The following is a 20564-nucleotide window of genomic DNA, read 5'->3' as shown; positions in this document are numbered from 1 at the left end:
CTTACAGGCCGAACTTCTCGCGGGGGCGGGCAGGGTCGATCCAACCCTCAAGCCGTTCTTCAAGCGTTGCGAGATCGGCAGGGAGCTGAATCTCCAGCGTGACCAGTTGATCGCCGCGCTCGTGCTTGCCGTCGATAAGCGCGCCGTTCTTCTTGGTCCAGCCCTTACCGCCCAGACGAAGAACTGTTCCGCCGGAGCTGCCGGGTTTGATCGTCAGCATCACCGCGCCGTCGACTGTCGGGCACTTGACCTTGGCCCCGCGCACCGCCTCGTCGAGGGTAATCGGCAGGTCCATGCGGATATTGTCGCCCTCGCGCCGGAAGAAGGGATGGCTGCCGACATCGACCATCACGATCCCGTCGCCATTGCCGCCGGGGCCGGCGTGACCCTTGTCCTTCAGGCGCATCATCGTGCCGTCTTCGACGCCTGCGGGGAGCTTCAGGTTGATCGCCTTGCCGTCTGCCAGCGTGATGCGCTGGTCACGCCCCGCAGCGGCATCGACGAACGGCACGGCGAGCCGGTACTGGATATCACCGCCGCGCTTGGGCGGGGGTGGCGGCGGCTGACGGCCGAAACCGCGCTTGGGTTGCTGCTGCTGGCGGTTGCGCCCGCCGAACAGGCCTTCGAACAGATCGCCCAGATCGACGTCTTCGGTGCCGAACCCGCCAAAATCGCCGCCCGCTCCGGGCCCGCCGCCAGGCCCTGCGCCATAGGTGCCGCCCCGGCTATATCCGCCGCGTGCGCCCATCCCGGCGAAGGGATTGGCGGGATTGCCCTCGCCATCAATCTCGCCGCGATCATATTGCGCGCGCTTGGCCTTGTCCGACAGCAGATCATAGGCCCGCGTCACGACCGAGAATTTCTCGGCCGCCTTGGGATTGTCCTTGTTGCGATCGGGGTGCAGCTCCTTGGCGAGCTTGCGATAGGCGCTCTTGATGTCCGCCTCCGAAGCGGTGCGCGCAATGCCAAGGGTGCTGTAAGGATCAGCCATAGCGTGTTAGCTAGGTGAGACAGTCGCCATGCGCAAGCTTGGGCTGGATGCAAGACACAGGCCTGCGCGGATTCAAGGCATCGACAAGCGACGTTTCAGCTTCGCCCGGTAACCGGCTTGCGCCTTTTCGCGGGGCACTCACGTAGCTATGAGCCATGCCGCAGCCACACAGGAACGCAACAATGTCCGACGCCACCCCCCTTGATGACGCCCAGCTTGCCGATTCTGTGCTTCCTGCGGGCGCCGATCCCTTCGTGCTGTTCGAGGAGTGGTTCGCCGCTGCGCAGGTGGGCGAGCTGAACGATCCCAATGCGATGGCGCTCGCCACAGCCACCCCCGATGCCGCGCCCTCGGCGCGGATGGTGCTGCTGAAGGGCCACGGCAAGGGCGAGATCGCAGGCGGCGGCTTCACCTTCTTCACCAATGCCGAAAGCCGCAAGGGCACGCATATCCGCGCCAACATGCAGGCTGCGCTGCTGTTCCACTGGAAGAGCCTGCGCCGCCAGATCCGTATCGAAGGGCCGCTGGTCGAGGTCAGCCCGGAACGCGCCGACGCCTATTTCCACTCGCGCCCCTACAAAAGCCAGGTCGGCAGCGCGGCGAGCGACCAGTCGCGCCCGCTGCCGGAGCGGCAGACCTATCTCGACCGCGTGCAGGAACTCTGGGCCGCGCACGAGGCCGAAGGGAAAGTGCCGCGCCCGCCGCATTGGACGGGATTTACTTTGTGCCCGACAAGAATCGAATTCTGGATCGATCGCGACAACCGGCTGCATGACCGCCGCGAATTCATCCGCGAGAGCGCCGACGCCCCGTGGTCCGACACGCTTTTGTACCCCTGATTAGGCTCTATCCCCAAGGACGCCCCTGATGCCCCAGAAAATCCCCTATTGGCATGTCGATGCCTTCGCTTCGCAACCCTTTGGCGGGAACCAAGCGGCTGTGATGGTGCTCGACGAATGGCTGCCAGATGATGTGCTGGTGAAGATCGGCGGCGAGAACCTGTTCGCCGAAACCGCCTTCGTGGTGCGCGACACCACCGGCGAAGCGGATTGGGAGCTGCGCTGGTGTACGCCGACTTACGAAATCGCGCTGTGTGGCCATGCGACGCTGGCGAGCGGGCATATTCTGCTGACGCGCGACGCCGAAGGACAGGCGCTTGAGCGGATCACCTTCCGCACCCGCAAGTCTGGCATCCTGGAAGTGGTGAAGGCGGCGGGTGCTTACGAACTCGCGCTGCCCGCCATTGAAACTGCGCCGCGTGATTATCCCGAAGCGGTCGCGCTGCTCGGGGCCACGCCGGTCGAGGTGTGGCGCAACGACACCCGCTACAACGTCTTCCTGTTCGAAAACGAGGCGGAGATCCGCGCACTCGATCCCGATATTCGCGGGCTGGGGGCACTGGGGACCGACCAGTTCATCTGCACCGCTCCCGGTGACACAACCGACATCGTCAGCCGCGTCTTCGTCCCCGGCGGCGGGGTGGACGAGGACTCTGTCACCGGATCGGCCCACGCGGTGCTGACACCGTTCTGGGCAAAGCGGCTGGGGCGCGACAGCTTCACCGCGCATCAGGCGTCAGCGCGTGGCGGCGATCTGACCTTGCGGCTTGATGGCGACAGGGCGTGGCTTGGCGGGCCGTGTGTGACCGTGGTCGAGGGCGCCTTTTACCTCTGAGGCAATCGGTCGCGAAGCGACCGCAAGGGCGACCGCCCGCCCGCAGCGACGCTGGCGAAGCCATCATGAGCGAGGATTTCGCAGCCCGGATGGGCTGCGGAACACTAGGAACTCGGATAGAGCTCCAGCACATCCGCCGCCTGTTGCAGCATCACCGGACGCTCGGCGCTGTCCGAATGGCCGAGCCGCACCAGTGTTACCCGCTGGCTGGGCGAGACCAGCACATATTGCCCCATATGCCCGATCAGGCTGAACAGGCTTTTGGGCGCACGGTCGGGGAACAGCGGGTGCTCGCCTGCGGGAACGCCGGGAATTGGCCGGTTGAGCCAGATCTGGAAGCCGTAATGCGGGCTGGCAGGGCTGGGCGTCACCATCGCCTCGACCCAGCGGATCGGCACAAGCTGCTCGCCCGCCGGGGCGCGGCCTTTCAGCCGAAGGAACTCGCCCAGCTTGGCCCAGTCGCGCGCGCTGGCATGCATCAGGCTGCCACCGATCAGCGTGCCCGACGCGTCGAATTCCGGCACCATGCTGGTCATGCCGAGCGGGCCGAACAAGCGCTGCTGGAGATAATCGGCCACCGCCTTGCGCCGCGCCTCGGGCCGGTCACTGGTGGTGAGCGCGCGCGCGGCGATATCGGCAAGGATCACGCTGGTGTTCGATGAATATTCGAACTGCTTGCCCGGCTCCGCCTCGAGCGGCTGCTCCTGCGCCCACTTGGCCATATTGTCGCGCCCGTCGAGGAACAGCATCCTGACCTCGGAGGATTCGTAGGGCGGATCGCCCGCCTCGGTATGGCGCAAGCCGCTGCGCATCTGGAGCAGCTGGCGCAAGGTGATCTCGGCGCGCGGATCGCCCGGGCGCTGCCACAGCGGGACAGGGGCGGGGGCGTCAAGCGCAAGCAGCCCGTCCGAAACCAGCATCCCGATCAGCACGCCGGTGACGGTCTTGGCCATCGACCAGCTGATGAAGCGCGTGTCCTTGTCATAGCCCGGCGCGTAACGCTCCGCGGCGAGCTTGCCGTTGGCCATCACCACCACGGCGCGTGTTTCGCCCACGCCCGGTGCGGTGAAAACATCGTCGATCGCGCGTGCCAGCTGGTCCTTGGGTGCGCCTGCGTCCGTGGTGACGGCGGCCAGCGCATCGGGCGAAAGCGCCTTTTCGACAGGCGGTGCATCACCGCACGCGGCCAGCGCAAGCAGGGCTGGCGCGAGCAGGATCGCGCGATTAAGGACGGCGGGTGGCAGGGTCATCGCGCCCTCATTTCCCGATGCGCTCGGGTTTGGCAATGGGGCTTGGCAATGGCGAAATCACCTTCTTCCCGCTCTGCGCGCCGCCCGCGCTATGGATTGTGGCTGCTGGCGGTCATTGCGCTGGCCGTGGGCGGTGCAGCCTGGGCCTTCCGCGAGCCGATCAATGGCTATGGCAGCATCGCTTCTGCCTATTCGGCACGGGTGGCGTGTTCGTGCCGCTATGTCGCGGGCCGCAGTCTGGAAGATTGCCGCAAGGACAAGCTGTCCGGGATGGAAGCGGTCACACTCGTCGATGATGATGAGACGAAGAGCGTCACCGCGCGCTTCCCGCTGGTGGCTGAAGCGACCGCGACCTACCGCAAGGGCTATGGCTGCGTGCTGGAGCCTTGGGAGGGTTAAGCGGTGACCGCCTCGGTCGAATCGATCCAGCCGCCGCCGATCACGCGCTCGCCTGCATAGATCACCGCGGCCTGCCCAGGCGCGACGCCAAATTCGGGCGCATCGAAGCGGATCGTCACCGCCGCGCCATCGCCCAATGCGCCTTCCAGCGTCACCGGCACCGGCTTGGCGAGACTGCGCACCTTCGCGGTCAGCGGCACATCCGGCAAAGGCCCGATGCGGTTGGTTTCGGTCAGCCGCGCCGCGCTCACCGCCAGCATCCGCTTCGGCCCGACCCGCACCTGGCGGGCCGCGGCGTCGAGCCCGATGACGTAAAGCGGTTCCGGCTGGCCGCCGATTTCGAGGCCCTTGCGCTGGCCGACGGTGAAGTGGACGATGCCCTTATGCTCGCCCAGCGTCTCGCCGGTTGCCGCATGGACGATGGCTCCCGGCGCGGCGCCTTCGGGGCGCACCTTGGTGACGATCTTGGCGTAGTTGCCATCGGGCACGAAGCAGATGTCCTGACTATCGGGCTTGGCCGCGTTGCGCAGGCCTGCCGCCTCCGCCAGCTCGCGCACCTGCGGCTTGGGCATTCCGCCCAGCGGGAAGCGCAGGTAATCGAGCTGCGCTTCGGTGGTGCCATAGAGGAAGTAGGACTGGTCGCGTGCGGGATCGAAGGCGCGGTGCAGTTGCGGGCCGTCAGCCGTCATCACCCGCCGCACATAATGCCCGGTCGCGAGGCAATCCGCACCCAACTCCCGTGCCATGCGGAACAGGTCGGTGAACTTGGGGCCCATATTGCAGCGGATGCAGGGCACCGGCGTGCGCCCGGCGAGATATTCGTCGGCGAACTGCTCGACCACTTCTTCGCGGAAGGCGCTTTCGTGATCGAAGACATAATGCGCGATGCCGAGCCGGTCGGCCACGGCGCGCGCATCGCGAATATCGTCGCCAGCGCAGCACGCGCCCTTGCGGCCCGTGGCAGCGCCATAATCATAAAGCTGGAGCGTGATGCCGATCACCTCCGCGCCGCTCGCATGGGCTAGCGCTGCGACCACCGAGGAATCGACCCCGCCGCTCATCGCCACGACGATGCGGCAATCGGCGGCGGCGCGCGGCAGATCGAACAGCGCGGCGGCTTCGGGCCCGGTCAGCGGGCCGGCGTCGAGAAGGGCAGGGGTTTCCATGGGCGGCCCGCGATATAGCGAGCCTTTCCCCCCTTCGCCAGTGCCGCCAAAATTGGCCCAAACTTGCACCGCCCGCCAGCACTAATCCTAAGCCGGAGTAAATGCAGGCTTTACCGGATTTTGACGCAATCGCGCTAGCAAGGGGGATGATGTTCGAGAAAGCGAAGCCTATCAATGCGTCTCCAGGCGCTGCTGGCGGGGGACTTACCGCCGAGGAACGCGCGCGTTTGCGTGTTGCAGCCAATGGGGGCGGCGACGAGCGATTCGTCAGCCGCTCGGCACGGCGGGCGGGCGATGCCCTGCGCGCGGTCGAATGGAGCGAGATTACCGCCCGGCTCAACGCCGCGCGCGATCTGCGGCTGCTGCTGCGCAACGAATCGCGGGCTCCGATCGAAGCGGTTGCGGCCAGCTTCGGCGATGCGGCGGCTAGTTACTTCGCACTTCTCGAGGATAGCGAACCGCATGTTAACCCTGATGCTTTAGGGCAACCTAAAGCTCTGGGTGCAAAGGTTGGTTCCAGCGATGCGAACCGCCCGCGCGATGCAGCAGGACCCCGATCCGATGCGCCCCGCGGCGATGCGAGAGACAGGCAATGATTGAGAACCAGGACATCCGCCCCGCACAGGTTATCGGCCCCCTCGGCGAGCCGCTGACCCTTGCCGATCTGCCTGCTCCGGAAACCAAGCGCTGGGTCGTGCGGCGCAAGGCCGAGGTCGTGGCCGCCGTCAATGGCGGGCTGCTGACACTTGACGAGGCGCTCGCCCGCTACGGCCTGACGCTCGAGGAATTTGCCTCGTGGCAGCGGGCGGTGGACCGGTCGGGGATGCACGGTTTGCGCGTCACCAAGATCCAGCACTACCGCGACCTATACGAGCGCCAGCTGAAGTACTGACGCGCAGCGCTCGGTTTATCCCGCCACAATCACGCCCTGCCCGTAAAGCGTTGCGGGCAGTCGCTGATTCGCGTCACTCTCCGTCCTGAAGCGTCGCCGGTCGGCGCGCGGCAGCTTGCGGAGGATCGTGATGCTGGGAATCATCTGGTTCATCATCATGGGCGGCGTGATCGGCTGGCTGGCCAGCCTGATGATGCGGCGCGATGCCTCGATGGGCGTGCTGCTCAACATCATTGTCGGCGTGCTCGGCTCGTTCATCGGCAACAGCGTGCTGTCCTTCATCACCGGTGGCGGAACAATCGGCGCGTGGCCGCCGGATTGGTCGGGCGTGGTCGGCGCGCTGCTGGGTGCGGTGATATTGCTCGGAATCGTCAATCTGGTGCAGCGCGGCCGGGTGCGCTGAAATGTGTGCCGCCGCCCTTCGTCTAGGCTGAAAGTCATCGGTCGATCCGTAAGTTGCGGCAACAGCCACGGCATTCTATCAGGCGTTGCACTTGGTGACTTATGTAAGTAATACACTTGGCGATCGGTCAGGCGCTCTGCGCGGCACTGGTCCGGGTGAAGGAACGGCAATGAATTACGAGACGACGATCACGGCAGAAGCCGCCGACGGGGTGACCACCGAGTTTTCCGGTGCGCGCACGCTTGGCGCGCCTGCAATTCCGCGCTGGCTGATCGTCGGCGGACTCGGATTGTTTGTGCTGTTGCTGTTGATCGCGGGCTATTTTGCCCTCGCGGGCGGAGAGCCCGTGGCGGTTGATGACGACAATTCCCAATCGCCTTCGGTTACGGTCGTCACCCCCGGCACCACCACGGTGGCCGGCGAGATCGAAGCGCCCGGCACGCTTGCTGCGCGCCGCCCGATGCCGGTTGGCGTCGTTGGTGAAGGCGGGCAGGTGCTGCGCGTGACTGTCGATGCGGGTGACTGGGTGCAGCAGGGGCAGGTGCTGGTGGTGATCGACCGTTCGGTGCAGGTTCAGCAGGCCGCCGCCCAGTCCGCGCAGATCGAAGTCGCCAAGGCCGATGCCAATCTCGCGCAGGCCAATCTCGACCGCGCCCTGCAACTGGTGGCGCGCGGGTTCGTCTCCAAGGCCGATGTTGACCGGCTGACCTCCACCCGTGATGCCGCCGTCGCCCGCGTCAAGGTCGCCCAGGCGCAACTGGGTGAGCAGCGTGCGCGCAACCAGCGGCTCAACATCCTCGCGCCGGCGACGGGCTATGTGCTGTCGCGCAGTGTCGAACCCGGCCAGACGGTCGGCGCGGGCAGCCCGGCCCTGTTCACCATCGCCAGCGGCGGCGAGATGGAAATGCTCGCGCAGCTTTCCGAGGAACAGCTCGCCAAGATCTCGGTCGGAACTCCGGCGACCATCATCCCCACTGGATCTGACAAGCAGTTCACCGGGCAGGTCTGGCAGGTGGCCCCGGTGATCGATCAAGCCTCCCGTCAGGGTACGGCGCGTATTGCCCTGTCCTTCGCGCCTGAATTGCGCCCCGGCGGCTTTGCCACAGCGCGGATCAACAGTGGCAGCTTTACCGCAACGGTCCTTCCCGAAAGCGCGGTGCTGGCCGATTCCCAGGGCAGCTTCGTCTACGTTGTCGGCAGTGACAACAAGGCGGCGCGCCGCGCGGTCAAGACCGGCGCCGTGACCGCGCAGGGCATCGCGATCATCGGGGGTTTGACGGGCAAGGAACGTGTGGTGCTGCGCGCCGGCGGATTCCTCAACCCGGGCGAAACGGTCAACCCGCAAGTCCAGAAGAAGTAAGGCGTCCATCCCTGCTGCGGTTCGCCGCGTAACTGGCAGGGAGCACCGGATCGGCGAAATACAGGCAGGAATATCATGGCACTTCGCGACATCTCGGCCTGGTCGATCCGCAACCCGGTGATCCCGCTCGTCTTCTTCACCGGCCTGCTGTTTGCCGGGATCGTCAGCTTTATGCGGATGGACGTGACCAACAACCCGGACGTCGATTTTCCGGCGGTGATCGTCAACATCTCCCAGCCGGGCGCCTCGCCGACCGAAATCGAGAACCAGATCACGCAGCGGGTCGAAAGCGCGCTGCGCTCGATCAGCGGGGTCAATTCGATCCAGTCGACCGCACGCGAAGGTAGCTCGCAGACCTTCGTCGAGTTCGAGATCGGCACCAACCTGATCGAAGCGGTCAACGAGGTCGAGACAGCGATTGATTCGGTCCGCGGCAGCTTGCCCGACGGCATTCTCGAACCACAGGTCTCCAAGGTCGACGTCGTGGGCGAGCCGATCGGCTATGTCGGAGTCGAAGCCAATGACATGACGCTCGAACAATTGAGCTGGTTCGTCGACGACACCGTCGCCAAGCGGCTGCTCAAGATCGAGGGCATGGCCGAGGTTCAGCGCATCGGCGGGGTCGACCGGCAGATCGAGGTTATTCTCGATCCGTCGCGGATGCAGTCCTTTGGCGTTACCGCCTCGCAGATCAACGCCGCGCTGCGTCAGGGCAATCTCGACGCTGCGGGCGGTCTGGCCGAAATCGGCGGCACGCGGCAGTCGCTGCGGGTGCTGGGCAATTCGGACACCGCGTTCCAGCTTTCGCAGACCCAGTTGCAGCTTGGTGGCGGGCGCACCGTGCGGCTCGCCGATATTGCACAAGTGCGCGACGGCTATTCCGAGCGCACCTCGATTTCCGAGGTCGGCGGCAAGGAGGTCGTCAACTTCCTGATGAACCGCGCGCGCGGCGCATCGGACCTCACGGTCTATGATGCGGCGCTGGAGGAGATGGACAAGATCGAGGCCGAGAATCCGGGCGTCAAGTTCATCAAGTTCTCGACCAGCACCACCTATACGCGCGGCCAGTACAAGTCCTCGATGTGGGCACTGGTCGAAGGCGCGGTTCTGGCCGTGGTCGTGGTGTTCCTGTTCCTGCGCGATTGGCGCGCGACCTTCATCAGCGCGGTGGCGATCCCGCTTTCGGCAATCCCGACCTTCTGGTTCATGGATCTGCTCGGCTTCAACCTCAACTTCCTCTCGCTGCTCGCGCTCGCGCTGGTCGCGGGGGTGCTGGTCGACGATGCGATCGTGGAAATCGAGAACATCGTCAGACATATGCGGATGGGCAAATCGGCCTATCAGGCAAGCATCGACGCTGCCGACGAAATCGGCCTTCCGGTGGTCGCTACCAGTTTCTGCATCGTCGCGGTGTTCCTGCCGGTGGGCCTGATGCCGGGCATTTCGGGCCAGTTCTTCCAGAACTTCGGGATCACGGTGGTGGTCGCGGTGCTGATGTCGCTGGCCGTCGCGCGCATGGTGACGCCGCTGATGGCGGCCTATTTCCTCAAGTCCAAAGGCATTGCCGAACATGGCGAGGGGCCGGCGATCAACGCCTATATGCGGGTGCTGGCCTGGACACTCGACAAGGGCAAGATGACGGCGCGCCGCGCCGGACTGACCGGCCCGCGCAGGCGGGTAGCCTATGTATTCTCGCTGCTGCTGACCGTCATCGTTCTGCTGGTGGTGCCTGCGCTAGCCATGTTCGAATTCGCCAATGGCTCGGTGAGCGGTGCGTGGAAGGGTCTGATCGGGCTCGACGTGCACAAGCAGATCGCGACCGCGGTCTCCGCCGACACGAATGCGACCGTCCACAAGCTCGTCGCCAAGCTGTTCGAAATTGTGATCGTGCTGCTGGTTTCGCTGTTGTCCTTCCTTGCCGCCTTCGCCGCTTTCAAGGCGATCGAGGCACCAAGCGGCGGCGGCAGTGCCTTTGCCCGCAACCAGCGCTGGCTGACGGCACGATTCTACGACCACCGCATCTGGATGCTCGGTATCGGCTGGTTCTCCCTGCTGGTGACGATCTTGCTGTTCGGGCTGATCCCTGGCCAGTTCCAGCCCACGATCGACGACGAGAACAGCCGCGTCGAAATCGAAATGGTGCCCGGCACCACGCTCGCCGAAACCAAGCGGGTCGTGAACAGTGTCGCCAACCGCTTGCGCGGCGAGCCCGAGGTTGAACGCCTGCTCGAACGTATCCGGCTGGGCGATACCTCGTCGATCTTCGTCAAGCTCAAGGAAGATCGCGCCCGCTCGTCGGTCGAGTTCGAGCGCGAGATTGCGCCCGACCTCGCCAAGATTGCCGATGCGCGCGTGCGGTTCCAGTCGCAATCGGGCGGCTTCGGCTCGGGCCGCGACATGACCGTGATGCTGGCCGGCTCCGATCCGGTGCTGCTCGATCAGACCGCGGCGCGGCTTGTCGAGGAGATGCGCGGGCTCAACACGCTTGTTGCGCCGCGCATCAGCGCGGACTTGAACCGTCCCGAAATCATCATCACGCCGCGCGGCAAGATCGCTGCCGAACTGGGCATCACCACTGCTGCGCTGTCGCAAACGATCCGCATCGCGACCTTGGGCGAGATCGAGCAGAACGCCGCGCGCTTCTCGCTGTCGGACCGTCAGATCCCGATCGTCGTGCGCCTGTCGGCCGAGGCGCGCACGGATTACCGCACAATCGAGAACCTGCCCGTGCCGCTCGCCAATGGCGGATCGGTGCCGCTGAGCCGGGTGGCCGACATCACCTTCGGTTCGGGCCCGACCGCGATCCAGCGTTACAACCAGAACCGCCGTGTGCTGGTGGGCGCAGACCTTGCCTCCGGAGTGTTGAAGGGCGATGCGCAGGCGCAGATCGATGCGCTGCCGGTCCTCCAGAACCTGCCCCTCGGCGTGATTCGCGATGTGGTGGGCGAAGAAGAGTGGCAGCAGGAGCTGGTGCAGAACCTCATCATCGCTGTGACCGCTGGCGTGCTGCTGGTGTTTGCCGTGCTTGTGCTCCTCTACAAGCGGTTGATGAGTCCGCTGGTGAACATGACCTCGCTCGCGCTCGCCCCGCTCGGCGGTATCCTGCTGATCTGGCTGATCGGTCAGCCGAACTCGATGCCGGTGTATATCGGTATCCTGTTGCTGCTCGGCATCGTGTCGAAGAACTCGATCCTGCTGATCGACTTCGCGATCGAGGAGATGAACAAGGGAGTCGGCCAGATCGATGCGATCCTGGATGCGGGCCACAAGCGTGCGCAGCCGATCGTGATGACCACCGTGGCGATGACCGCAGGCATGGTGCCGGTGGCGCTGTCGCTTTCGGGCGACGGGGCGTGGCGCCAGCCGATGGGCATCGTGGTGATCGGCGGGCTGGTGCTTTCGACCCTGCTCACCCTGCTGATCGTGCCCGCGGGCTTCAGCCTGGCAGACAGCTTCGAAAAGCGCGTCGGCCCATGGCTGCGAGGGAAGATGCTGACCTACAAGCCGGGCGACGAAAACCGCGGCATCGAGGTCGCGGCCGACCGTCCGTTCCCGGGACTTGCCAAGCTCCCTCCCGGCCACGAACCGGCGGAATGACGCGTTAGGGCGTGACTGCCACGCCCCAACCGCGCTAAGGCCCTTGCTATGGCGACGCGCTCTCTGAGGCCCCTGACGTTCGGCGGCCAGCCGCTTACGGTCGACCGCGCAAGGCGGATGCGCTGGACGGCGACCGGGATGCTCGCTGCGATGGCGGTGCTGTTTATCGCCACCCATGGCCTTGCCACCACCGGCCACCCGGCTTGGGGCTATCTCAACGCCTTTGCCGAAGCGGCAATGGTGGGCGGCCTTGCCGACTGGTTCGCGGTCACCGCGCTGTTCCGCCATCCGCTCGGCCTGCCGATCCCGCACACCGCGATCATCCCCGAAAACAAGGACCGCATCGCCGAGACTATGGCGCAATTCCTGCGCGAGAATTTCCTCACCCCCGCGGTCGTCGCGCGGCGCATGGCGGGGATGAACATCGCCAAGGCAGCGGGCGAGTTCCTAGCAGCCTCGCCCGAACGCGGCGGCACCGACCACCGCTCACGCATCACCAGCGGTGCGGCGGAACTGCTGGCCGAGGTGCTCGAATCGCTCGATCCCGACCGGCTCGGCAATCAGGTGCGCTCTGGCCTCGCGGGTCAGCTGGCGAAACTCGACATCGCGCCGCTCGCCGGCCGGATGATCGAGACCACCATGGCCGACAAGCGCCACCAACCGCTGATTGATGGCTTCGTGCGCTGGGCCGGGCTGACGATCGAGGATAACGAGGAAACCCTGCGCGAGATCATCCACCAGCGCGTTGCGGGCGTGCTGCGCTGGGCGGGGATCGACAAGACCATCTCCTCCAGCGTGCTGGACGGGCTGTACAAGCTGCTGGCCGAGGTGCTGGTGAACCCCGACCACCCCCTGCGCGGCAAGATCGAGGAAGGTCTGGCGAAGCTCGGACAGGATTTGCAGCATGATCCCGAGACCCGCGCCAAGGTTGAGGAGATGAAGCGCGACCTGATTGCCAACCCCGCCGTGGCTGTATGGTGGACCGGCGTGTGGGAGCGCATCCGCCGCTCGCTGATTTCCCGCGCGCGCGATCCCGAAAGCGGCATGGGCGAGGAAATGCGCAACATGCTCTCTGAACTCGGACAGGTCCTGCAAGCGGACGAGCGCCTGCAACTCCAGATCAACCGCTTCGCCCGCCGCACGGCGGTTGGCGTGGCGACCCGTTATGGTGACCAGATCGTCCGGCTAGTGTCAGAAACGGTCAAGCGATGGGATGCCCGCACCATCACCGACCGCGTCGAAGGCGCCGTTGGCCGCGACCTCCAGTTCATCCGCATCAACGGCACGCTGGTGGGCGGGCTCGTCGGCATGACGCTGCACTTCATCAATACGGTGCTCTAGAGAGAGGGCTCTAGGTCCCGATCACCTTCGTGACGGTGATGGGTGCGCCGACGAAGATGTTGATGGTGATATGAGAGCGCATCGGCTGTCCGGCGGAATCCAGCCCCGGCTCCACCTGCGCCTTCGCAAGGCTCTTGCACATGCGCTCGGTGATCCTGGGGTCGGGGCTTTCGACCAGTGTGCAGCTTTCCACCTTGCCATCGGCCGAGGTGATCAGGCGGATGCGCAAGGCATCGGTGCCGTTGCCATTGTCCAGCTTTTGCCACGGAATGGTCTGGCCGAGCTTTTCGGTCACCGACTGCTGGTTCGCTAACTGCGGGCGACGGGTGGCGGTGCGGTGCTGTTCGGGATCGAGCCCCCAGGTGCCCAGCAGATCAAGCGTGCACTGGTTCATCACCTTGGCAGCGCCTTCGAGTGGCCCGGTTATCAGCCGCACTGTGCCGGGGCCATCGGAGACCTCGACAAACTGCACCTGCGCGGCGAGCGCCGTGTCGAGCAGCGCGGGGGCCTTGGCGGGGGCCTTGGGATCGGGCTTGGCCCCGGATTCGGCCAGCGCCACGCTGAGGTATAACAGCGAGCGGCCATAGCCGTCCATTGGGCCGACCAGCGGCTCCGCCTTCGTCGGCGCGCCGTCTGCAAGGAAGCGGACGGTGCTTTCCCTGCGCGCGCTGATAGAGCCGAAAGCAGGGCCGCCGAACAACAGAGCGAACCTTTCACCCGGCTCGTACTGCTCGAGGATCATGACATTGCGCGCGGACTCCGGCCCGAAGAAGCGCACCAGCCGGCACTTGTCCTTGGCGAAGTCCGCGACCCATTTGCCGCCCGGCGCGAGCACCACGGGCTCGGCGGCCGAGACAGGACTGATCGCGGCGGCAAGTGCGGCGAGGGTGGTGGCGACGTGGCGCATGAAAAAACCTCCGGCAGGCGCAGAACCTGCCGGAGGTTTCCCATATTTACAAGCTGCTAGAGCCGGGACGCTTACAGCGCCGCAGTCAACTCCGGCACGGCCGTGAACAGGTCGCCCACAAGGCCGATATCCGCGACCTGGAAGATCGGGGCGTCATCGTCCTTGTTGATGGCGATGATGACCTTGGAGTCCTTCATCCCGGCAAGGTGCTGGATCGCGCCGGAGATGCCGATCGCGAAGTAGACTTCGGGGGCGACGATCTTGCCGGTCTGGCCGACCTGGTAGTCGTTGGGGACATAGCCCGCATCGACCGCCGCGCGGCTCGCGCCGATGGCTGCGCCGAGCTTGTCGGCGAGCGGCGTGATCACGGCTTCGAAGGTCTCAGCATCCTTCAGCGCGCGGCCGCCCGAGACGATGATCTTCGCGCTGGTCAGTTCCGGACGCTCGCTCTTGGCGATTTCCGAGCTGACGAAGCTCGAGATGCCCGCTTCACCGGGGCCGCCCACAGCTTCGATGGTGCCCGAACCGCCCTCGGTTTCTGCCTTGTCGAAGGCGGTGCCGCGCACGGTGATCACCAGCTTGGCATCGGTCGATTCGACGGTGGCGATGGCGTTTCCGGCGTAGATCGGGCGGGTGAAGGTCTTGGGGCCTTCAACCGACAGAATTTCCGAGACCTGCATCACATCAAGGTGAGCGGCGACGCGCGGAGCCACGTTCTTGCCCTGCGTGGTGGCCGCCGCGAGGAAGGCGTCGTGGTGATCCATCAGCGCCGCAGCCAGCGGTGCGACGTTTTCGGCAAGGCCGTTGGCATAGGCGGCGTCGTCCGCAACGTGGACCTTGCCCACGCCCGCGATCTTCGCAGCCGCTTCGGCCACCGAGCCGCAATTGTGGCCCGCGACCAGCAGGTGCACTTCGCCCAGCTTCGATGCGGCGGTGACGACCGCGAGCGTCGCGTCCTGCACCTTGGTGTTGTCATGTTCGACGAGAACGAGAGTCTTCATTGAACTTACCTCTCACTTGAAACCCGTTCGCTTCGAGCGAAGTCGAGAAGCCTGTCTCGACTACGGGCTGCGCCCTCCGCTCGACACGAACGGGGGCGGGGTTAATCCTTAGGCGATGCCGAGCGTCTTGATCTTGCCAACCAGCTCGGCGACGTCGGCGACCTTCACGCCGGCCTGACGCACGGCGGGTTCCTGCACCTTCAGCGTCTTGAGACGCGGGGTAAGGTCGACGCCGTAATCGGCAGCAGTCTTGGTCGCGAGCGGCTTTTGCTTGGCCTTCATGATGTTCGGCAAAGAGGCATAGCGCGGCTCGTTCAGGCGAAGGTCGGTGGTGACGATCGCGGGCATGGCCAGCTTCACGGTCTGCAAGCCGCCATCGACTTCGCGCTTCACGATAACACTGTCGCCATCAACCTCGACGGTGTTGGCAAAGGTGCCCTGCGGACGGCCCATCAGGGCAGCGAGCATCTGGCCGGTCTGGTTCGAATCGTCCGAAATCGACTGCTTGCCGAGGATGACGAGGCCGGGGGCTTCCTCATCGGCAATCGCCTTGAGGATCTTGGCAACGGCCAGCGGTTCGACTTCCTCATCGGTCTCGATCAGGATCGCACGGTCAGCGCCCATGGCGAGCGCGGTGCGGAGCGTTTCCTGCGCCTTGGCCGGGCCGACGCTGATCGCCACGATCTCGGTAGCCGCACCCTTTTCCTTGAGGCGGATGGCTTCCTCGACCGCGATCTCGTCGAACGGGTTCATGCTCATCTTGACGTTGGCAAGGTCAACGCCCGTGCCATCGGCCTTGACCCGCGGCTTGACGTTGTAATCGATCACCCGCTTGACGGGGACGAGGATCTTCATGGGGCGTTCCTTCCTCTCAAAGAATCACGTGGCTGTTCAGCCTTGGCCGCCCGCCTAGCTTGCGTTTACGTAAACGTCAAGCGAGGCGGGCCGCGATTTGGCCGGGCAGAGAGGATACGTGTGCCGCCCCGCCCGGGATGTAGCTGCGCCTATCAGGCGGCCTTCTTCACCTCGGCCACGATCTTCTGCGCGGCGTCACCAAGGTTGTCGGCGGCCACGATCGCGAGGCCCGAATTGGCGAGGATCGCCTTGCCTTCGGCCACGTTGGTGCCTTCCAGACGCACGACCAGCGGAACCTGAAGGTTCACATCCTTGGCCGCCTGGACGATGCCGTTGGCGATCACGTCGCACTTCATGATCCCACCAAAGATGTTGACGAGGATGCCTTCCACCGCCGGGTCCTTGAGGATGATCTTGAAGGCTGCGGTGACCTTCTCGGTGGTGGCGCCGCCGCCCACGTCGAGGAAGTTCGCCGGGAAGGCGCCGTTGAGCTTGATGATGTCCATCGTCGCCATCGCGAGGCCCGCGCCGTTCACCATGCAGCCGATGTTGCCATCGAGCTTGATGTAGGCGAGGTCATATTCGCTGGCTTCGACTTCGGCCGGGTCTTCCTCGGTCTCGTCGCGCAGGGCTTCGATATCGGGGTGGCGGTAAAGCGCGTTACCGTCGAAGCTCATCTTGGCGTCGAGCACCAGCAGCTTGCCGTCTTCGCTTTCGACCAGCGGGTTGATTTCCAGCATCTCGCAATCGGTGGCGATGAAGGCGTCATAGAGCTGCTTGGCGAGCTTCTGCGCCTGCTTGTTGAGATCGCCCGTCAGCTTCAGCGCAAAGGCCACGGCGCGGCCGTGGTGCGGCTGGAAGCCCTGTGCGGGATCGACGCTGAAGGTGGTGATCAGTTCGGGCGTGTCATGCGCGACGGTCTCGATGTCCATGCCGCCCTCGGTCGAAACGACGAAAGCGACGCGGCCGGTGGCACGGTCGACCAGCAGCGAGAGGTAGTATTCCTTGGCGATGTCGACGCCGTCGGTGATGTAGAGGCGGTTGACCTGCTTGCCCGCATCCCCCGTCTGGATGGTGACCAGCGTGTTGCCGAGCATTTCCTTGGCGTGGGCTTCCACTTCCTCAAGGCTCTTGGCGAGGCGCACGCCGCCCTTGGCGTCCGCGCCCAATTCCTTGAACTTGCCCTTGCCGCGCCCACCAGCGTGGATCTGCGCCTTCACGACATAAAGCGGCCCGGGGAGCTTCTTGGCGGCCTCGACCGCTTCGGCGACGGTCAGCGCGGCATGGCCTGCCGGGATTGCGATCCCGTGCTGGGCGAGCAGTTCCTTGGCCTGATATTCGTGGACGTTCATGGCGTAGTGATCCCTTCTTGCAAATCCTGGGGAGAGGTTTGTCTGCGGGCGGCCTAAGCACGGATCGACAGGCTTGAAAAGTGCCTGAAGCACGGCCAACACGGAGGCCCGTCATGATTGCCAAAAATGATAGACCGTGATCACCTTCTGGCCATTGTCCGCGAGGCGGGCAGGATTGCCCATTCGCGCTGGCCGGGGGCGGGGCATGACTTGCACAGCTGGGACAAGACCCCGGGCAATCCGGTCAGCGAGGCCGATCTCGAGGTTGACCGCTTCCTCAAGCGCGAGCTGCACCGGTTGCTGCCGTCTGCCGCGTGGCTTTCCGAAGAAACCGCCGACGACAAGGTGCGCACGCAGAGCGGGCTGATCTGGCTGGTCGATCCGATTGACGGCACCCGCGATTTTGTCGGCGGACGGCCGGGCTGGGCAGTGTCGGTGGCGCTGGTCAGCTCTGGCCGGCCGCTGATCGGCATGCTCGCCGCGCCTGCCCGGGGCGAGGAGTGGGTGGCGGTCGCGGGGCAGGGCGCGACGCTCAACGATGTGCCGATCCGGGCCAGCCAGCGCACCACCTTTGCAGGCGCGAGGGTGCCGACACACAGCCTTCCCAAGGACGATTCGGACCTCGTCGCGGTGGAGCAGCCCAATTCGATCGCCTTGCGGATCGCGATGGTGGCGGATGACCGGGCAGACCTCGTCGCCACGCTTCGCTGGGGCTTTGAATGGGACATCGCCGCCGCGACCCTGATCGCGCGCGAGGCCGGGGCCGAGGTCACCGACGCGTTCGGTGGGCCGCTGGCGTATAACAAGCACGACCCCCGCGATTTCGGGGTGCTGGTGTGTTCGCCCGCCATCCACGCCGCGGCGGTAGAGCGGCTGGCAGAGCGGGCCAAGGCGCTGCGGTAAAAAGAAGAAACGGATTTCGCGCAAAGGCGCGAGCGATCTTGTGCGGCGAAGCTGCGGATCTGTGTCACGCGAAGACGCGAAGGTTACGCGCCGGGCTGAACCGTGGCATTCCCTCTTCGCGTCTTCGCGTGAAAAAACTCAAGAGCGAGGCGGGAGCGCTCTCGCACCCCCGCCACACCTCTCGTCTTAGTTCCCCCGCGCCGCGCTCACATCGTCCTGGCTGACCGGGATGATCTTGATCTCGACACGGCGGTTGAGCGGTTCGTTGACGTTGTCGCCGGTCTTGACGCGCAGGTAATCATACTGCTCGCCATAGCCCTTGGTCGCCATCCGGGCCCGCGCCACGCCGCGCGCCGCAAGGTAATCGGCGACGGCCTGTGCCCGCTGTTCCGACAGACGCTGGTTGGTCGCGTTCGATCCGGTCGTGTCGGTGAAGCCGTAAACGTCGATCAGGCTGTTGGGGTACTTGATCAGGCTTTCCGCCACGTTGTTGAGCGTGTCCGAGAAGCCGGGGTTGATCGCGGCCGAACCGGTGGCGAAGGTCACGCCGTCGGGCAGGCGCACCAGAATGGCTTCCTGATCGCCGACTTCCTCGACATCGACGCCGCTGCCGACGGTCTGTTCCTTCAGTTCCTTGATCTGGTCGTCATACTGCTTGCCCAGCACCGCGCCGGCCGAACCGCCGATGCCTGCGCCGATGATGCGCCCGGTGTCTCCACCGATCGCCCCGCCAAGCAGGTAGCCCAGCGTGCCGCCAAGGCCGGTGCCGATGGCGGTGCGCGAAATCTTCTTTTCGCCGGTGTTGGGATCGGTCACGCAGGCAGTGGTGCCCAGCAAAGCGATCGCGGCGGTGCCCGTAAGCAGGATACGCGAAATAGTCATGTGAAGTGCCTCCCTCTTGTGTCTTGGCGACGATGCCATGCAGCCCCTTTGGCGGCAAGGCGTCACGCCGATTGGACTAGTGGCTCCTGTGACCAGTTTCATTGACCCATGTTGAACAAAGCGGCTGTGGGTGCCTTATCGCCGACCGCCGCCCGGTTGCATGGCTGGCAACACCGCCAGTTTGTGCTAGCGGAGGCGCGTGACACCTTTTCCCTGGTCAGACCTTGCCATTATCTTCGTGCTCATCGTCATCAATGGCGTGTTCGCGATGTCGGAGCTTGCCATCGTCTCGGCCAAGACCAGCACGCTCGAAACGCGCGCCGAAGCCGGATCGACGAGTGCACGGATCGCGATCAGCCTTGCGGCCAATCCCGGCAAGTTCCTGTCGACCGTGCAGATCGGCATCACCCTGATCGGGATCATCAACGGCGCCTATTCCGGCGCGAGCCTTGGCGGACCGGTGGGCGAGCGGCTCGCAGCGCTGGGCGTGCCGCTGGAATATGCCGAGGAGAGCGGTTTCGCGGTGGTGATTGCCATTACCACTTACCTCAGCCTGATTATCGGCGAGCTGGTTCCCAAACAGCTTGCCTTGCAGGTGGCGGTTCCGGTGTCGCTGGTGATGGCCCGCCCGATGGCGTTCCTGGCCAAGGCCGCCGCGCCCCTGGTGTGGTTGCTCGATTCCAGCTCGGCGGCGATCATCAGCCTGTTCGGCATCCGCCGCGGGGACGAAGGCAGGGTCACCGCCGAAGAATTGCAGATGATCTTCGCCGAAGCGACCCGATCGGGCGTCATCGAGGACGAGCAGCGCCAGCTGTTGACCGGCGTGGTGCGCCTTGCCGAGCGTCCGGTGCGCGAAATGATGACCCCGCGCAAATTGGTCGACTGGATCGAGGCCGATGCCGATATCGCCGCGATCCGCGAGACGATCGAGGGCAGCACCCACTCGCTGTTGCCCGTCGGCGAAGGTTCTCCCGACACGATCCTCGGCGTGGTGAAGGTGCGCGATGTGCTTGCCGCGCTGGTCGCCAGCCGCCCGGTCGCCCTGCGCGACATGATGCGCAAGGTCGAGGTGGTGCCCGATCAGCTCGACGCGATGGACGCGCTGCGGGTGCTGCAATCGGCAGAAGTCGCGATGGCTCTGGTGCACGACGAATACGGGCACTTCGAAGGGATCGTGACGCCGGTCGACCTGCTCACCGCGATCGTCGGCAATTTCGCCAGCGATAGCGACGACGGCGATCTGCCTTCGGTGGTCGAGCGCGAAGACGGTTCGCTGCTGGTGTCGGGCTCACTGTCGGCCGATGCGCTATCCGACCGGTTGGGGCTCGAATATGGCGAGGACCGCGAGTTCGGCACGGCTGCGGGCTATGCGCTGTCGGTGATGAAGAAGCTGCCGGGCGAGGGCGAGTATTTCATCGACCAGGGCTGGCGCTTCGAGGTCGTCGACATGGATGGCCGCCGGATCGACAAGCTGCTGGTGAGCCGGGCCCACGAGGGGGATTAAGTTTTTTGCTGCCCCGGCGGTTTGCGCTGGAATCGGTCGCGCCAGCGACCGCAAGGCCGACCGGCCGCCCGCAGCGACGGGGCCTTC

The 20564-nt window shown here is 65.2% G+C and carries 19 protein-coding genes; 11 read left to right on the top strand and 8 right to left on the bottom strand.

Translation table 11 applies throughout. The annotated features are described in order from the left end of the window. Position 1: 1 nt before the first annotated feature. Entirely contained in the window at positions 2-991 is a 990-nt protein-coding gene (locus KVF90_RS02495) for a DnaJ C-terminal domain-containing protein (RefSeq protein ID WP_264393273.1), read from the bottom strand. Positions 992-1173: 182 nt separating this feature from the next. Between KVF90_RS02495 and pdxH the strand changes: the two genes are divergently transcribed. Both pdxH and KVF90_RS02485 read left to right on the top strand, forming a co-directional pair. Beyond that, positions 1174-1830: a pyridoxamine 5'-phosphate oxidase gene (gene pdxH / locus KVF90_RS02490; RefSeq protein ID WP_264393272.1), complete on the top strand. Its 657-nt coding sequence runs from the start codon at positions 1174-1176 to the stop codon at positions 1828-1830. Positions 1831-1858: 28 nt separating this feature from the next. Continuing rightward, a complete protein-coding gene (locus KVF90_RS02485; protein WP_264393271.1) occupies positions 1859-2665 on the top strand; it encodes a PhzF family phenazine biosynthesis protein in 807 nt (268 codons plus the stop codon). Positions 2666-2769: 104 nt separating this feature from the next. Here the strand turns inward: KVF90_RS02485 and KVF90_RS02480 are convergent, their stop codons facing one another. After that, the gene (locus tag KVF90_RS02480) at positions 2770-3915 is read right to left on the bottom strand and encodes a serine hydrolase domain-containing protein (protein WP_264393270.1); all 1146 of its coding nucleotides are present in this window, start codon (positions 3913-3915) and stop codon (positions 2770-2772) included. A 48-nt stretch (positions 3916-3963) separates the two neighbouring features. Here KVF90_RS02480 and KVF90_RS02475 point away from each other — a divergent pair, with 48 nt between their 5' ends. Further along, complete coding sequence (locus tag KVF90_RS02475; RefSeq protein WP_264393269.1) at positions 3964-4314, top strand: hypothetical protein; 351 nt, start codon at positions 3964-3966, stop codon at positions 4312-4314. Here KVF90_RS02475 and mnmA read toward each other — a convergent pair. Then, positions 4311-5480 (bottom strand): tRNA 2-thiouridine(34) synthase MnmA, encoded by a 1170-nt coding sequence (gene mnmA / locus KVF90_RS02470; protein WP_264393268.1) that lies wholly within the window; start codon positions 5478-5480, stop codon positions 4311-4313. The two genes, KVF90_RS02475 and mnmA, sit on opposite strands and share 4 nt — an antisense overlap. Before the next feature lie 146 nt (positions 5481-5626). Here mnmA and KVF90_RS02465 point away from each other — a divergent pair, with 146 nt between their 5' ends. From KVF90_RS02465 to KVF90_RS02440, 6 genes are all read left to right on the top strand, one after another. After that, positions 5627-6076 carry a hypothetical protein gene (locus KVF90_RS02465; protein ID WP_264393267.1) on the top strand — a complete coding sequence of 150 codons (450 nt, stop codon included), beginning with the start codon at positions 5627-5629 and terminating at the stop codon, positions 6074-6076. After that, positions 6073-6372, top strand: coding sequence for a DUF1153 domain-containing protein (locus KVF90_RS02460; protein ID WP_264393266.1), 300 nt, complete (start codon positions 6073-6075; stop codon positions 6370-6372). The genes KVF90_RS02465 and KVF90_RS02460 overlap by 4 nt, the downstream gene beginning before the upstream one ends. Before the next feature lie 133 nt (positions 6373-6505). Continuing rightward, positions 6506-6775, top strand: a complete 270-nt coding sequence (locus KVF90_RS02455) for a GlsB/YeaQ/YmgE family stress response membrane protein (RefSeq protein ID WP_264394624.1) — start codon at positions 6506-6508, stop codon at positions 6773-6775. 169 nt (positions 6776-6944) lie between these two features. Continuing rightward, positions 6945-8135: an efflux RND transporter periplasmic adaptor subunit gene (locus tag KVF90_RS02450; RefSeq protein ID WP_264393265.1), complete on the top strand. Its 1191-nt coding sequence runs from the start codon at positions 6945-6947 to the stop codon at positions 8133-8135. A gap of 75 nt (positions 8136-8210) precedes the next feature. After that, a complete protein-coding gene (locus KVF90_RS02445) occupies positions 8211-11732 on the top strand; it encodes an efflux RND transporter permease subunit (protein WP_264393264.1) in 3522 nt (1173 codons plus the stop codon). Positions 11733-11780: 48 nt separating this feature from the next. After that, entirely contained in the window at positions 11781-13073 is a 1293-nt protein-coding gene (locus KVF90_RS02440; protein WP_264393263.1) for a DUF445 domain-containing protein, read from the top strand. Between the two features lie 10 nt (positions 13074-13083). Here KVF90_RS02440 and KVF90_RS02435 read toward each other — a convergent pair whose 3' ends face one another. The 4 genes from KVF90_RS02435 to sucC all read right to left on the bottom strand — a co-directional run bounded on the left by KVF90_RS02435 (position 13084) and on the right by sucC (position 17188). Then, positions 13084-13980 carry a hypothetical protein gene (locus KVF90_RS02435; protein ID WP_264393262.1) on the bottom strand — a complete coding sequence of 299 codons (897 nt, stop codon included), beginning with the start codon at positions 13978-13980 and terminating at the stop codon, positions 13084-13086. A gap of 71 nt (positions 13981-14051) precedes the next feature. After that, positions 14052-14981, bottom strand: a complete 930-nt coding sequence (locus KVF90_RS02430) for an electron transfer flavoprotein subunit alpha/FixB family protein (RefSeq protein ID WP_264393261.1) — start codon at positions 14979-14981, stop codon at positions 14052-14054. Positions 14982-15089: 108 nt separating this feature from the next. After that, positions 15090-15836 carry an electron transfer flavoprotein subunit beta/FixA family protein gene (locus KVF90_RS02425; protein ID WP_264393260.1) on the bottom strand — a complete coding sequence of 249 codons (747 nt, stop codon included), beginning with the start codon at positions 15834-15836 and terminating at the stop codon, positions 15090-15092. A 152-nt stretch (positions 15837-15988) separates the two neighbouring features. Further along, positions 15989-17188, bottom strand: a complete 1200-nt coding sequence (sucC, locus tag KVF90_RS02420; protein ID WP_264393259.1) for an ADP-forming succinate--CoA ligase subunit beta — start codon at positions 17186-17188, stop codon at positions 15989-15991. Positions 17189-17314: 126 nt separating this feature from the next. Here sucC and KVF90_RS02415 point away from each other — a divergent pair, with 126 nt between their 5' ends. Further along, positions 17315-18091 (top strand): 3'(2'),5'-bisphosphate nucleotidase CysQ, encoded by a 777-nt coding sequence (locus tag KVF90_RS02415; protein WP_264393258.1) that lies wholly within the window; start codon positions 17315-17317, stop codon positions 18089-18091. A gap of 186 nt (positions 18092-18277) precedes the next feature. Here the strand turns inward: KVF90_RS02415 and KVF90_RS02410 are convergent, their stop codons facing one another. Continuing rightward, on the bottom strand, positions 18278-18973 hold the full coding sequence (locus KVF90_RS02410) for an OmpA family protein (protein WP_264393257.1): 696 nt from the start codon (positions 18971-18973) through the stop codon (positions 18278-18280). Positions 18974-19172: 199 nt separating this feature from the next. Between KVF90_RS02410 and KVF90_RS02405 the strand changes: the two genes are divergently transcribed. Next, positions 19173-20477, top strand: a complete 1305-nt coding sequence (locus KVF90_RS02405; RefSeq protein ID WP_264393256.1) for a hemolysin family protein — start codon at positions 19173-19175, stop codon at positions 20475-20477. The last annotated feature ends 87 nt before the right edge of the window (positions 20478-20564 follow it).

Origin of the sequence: Porphyrobacter sp. ULC335 (genome assembly GCF_025917005.1) — a bacterium.
Taxonomy (GTDB): domain Bacteria; phylum Pseudomonadota; class Alphaproteobacteria; order Sphingomonadales; family Sphingomonadaceae; genus Erythrobacter.
The sequence above is the reverse complement of the archived record's forward strand: the minus strand, read 5'-3'. Positions and strand labels throughout refer to the sequence as shown.

Bases quoted from the DNA above. Each gene is read 5' to 3' on its own strand.
- KVF90_RS02495 (WP_264393273.1), bottom strand. From the start codon at position 991: ATGGCTGATCCTTACAGCACCCTTGGCATTGCGCGCACCGCTTCGGAG.
- pdxH (WP_264393272.1), top strand. From the start codon at position 1,174: ATGTCCGACGCCACCCCCCTTGATGACGCCCAGCTTGCCGATTCTGTG.
- KVF90_RS02485 (WP_264393271.1), top strand. From the start codon at position 1,859: ATGCCCCAGAAAATCCCCTATTGGCATGTCGATGCCTTCGCTTCGCAA.
- KVF90_RS02480 (WP_264393270.1), bottom strand. From the start codon at position 3,915: ATGACCCTGCCACCCGCCGTCCTTAATCGCGCGATCCTGCTCGCGCCA.
- KVF90_RS02475 (WP_264393269.1), top strand. From the start codon at position 3,964: ATGGCGAAATCACCTTCTTCCCGCTCTGCGCGCCGCCCGCGCTATGGA.
- mnmA (WP_264393268.1), bottom strand. From the start codon at position 5,480: ATGGAAACCCCTGCCCTTCTCGACGCCGGCCCGCTGACCGGGCCCGAA.
- KVF90_RS02465 (WP_264393267.1), top strand. From the start codon at position 5,627: ATGATGTTCGAGAAAGCGAAGCCTATCAATGCGTCTCCAGGCGCTGCT.
- KVF90_RS02460 (WP_264393266.1), top strand. From the start codon at position 6,073: ATGATTGAGAACCAGGACATCCGCCCCGCACAGGTTATCGGCCCCCTC.
- KVF90_RS02450 (WP_264393265.1), top strand. From the start codon at position 6,945: ATGAATTACGAGACGACGATCACGGCAGAAGCCGCCGACGGGGTGACC.
- KVF90_RS02445 (WP_264393264.1), top strand. From the start codon at position 8,211: ATGGCACTTCGCGACATCTCGGCCTGGTCGATCCGCAACCCGGTGATC.
- KVF90_RS02440 (WP_264393263.1), top strand. From the start codon at position 11,781: ATGGCGACGCGCTCTCTGAGGCCCCTGACGTTCGGCGGCCAGCCGCTT.
- KVF90_RS02435 (WP_264393262.1), bottom strand. From the start codon at position 13,980: ATGCGCCACGTCGCCACCACCCTCGCCGCACTTGCCGCCGCGATCAGT.
- KVF90_RS02430 (WP_264393261.1), bottom strand. From the start codon at position 14,981: ATGAAGACTCTCGTTCTCGTCGAACATGACAACACCAAGGTGCAGGAC.
- KVF90_RS02425 (WP_264393260.1), bottom strand. From the start codon at position 15,836: ATGAAGATCCTCGTCCCCGTCAAGCGGGTGATCGATTACAACGTCAAG.
- sucC (WP_264393259.1), bottom strand. From the start codon at position 17,188: ATGAACGTCCACGAATATCAGGCCAAGGAACTGCTCGCCCAGCACGGG.
- KVF90_RS02415 (WP_264393258.1), top strand. From the start codon at position 17,315: ATGATAGACCGTGATCACCTTCTGGCCATTGTCCGCGAGGCGGGCAGG.
- KVF90_RS02410 (WP_264393257.1), bottom strand. From the start codon at position 18,973: ATGACTATTTCGCGTATCCTGCTTACGGGCACCGCCGCGATCGCTTTG.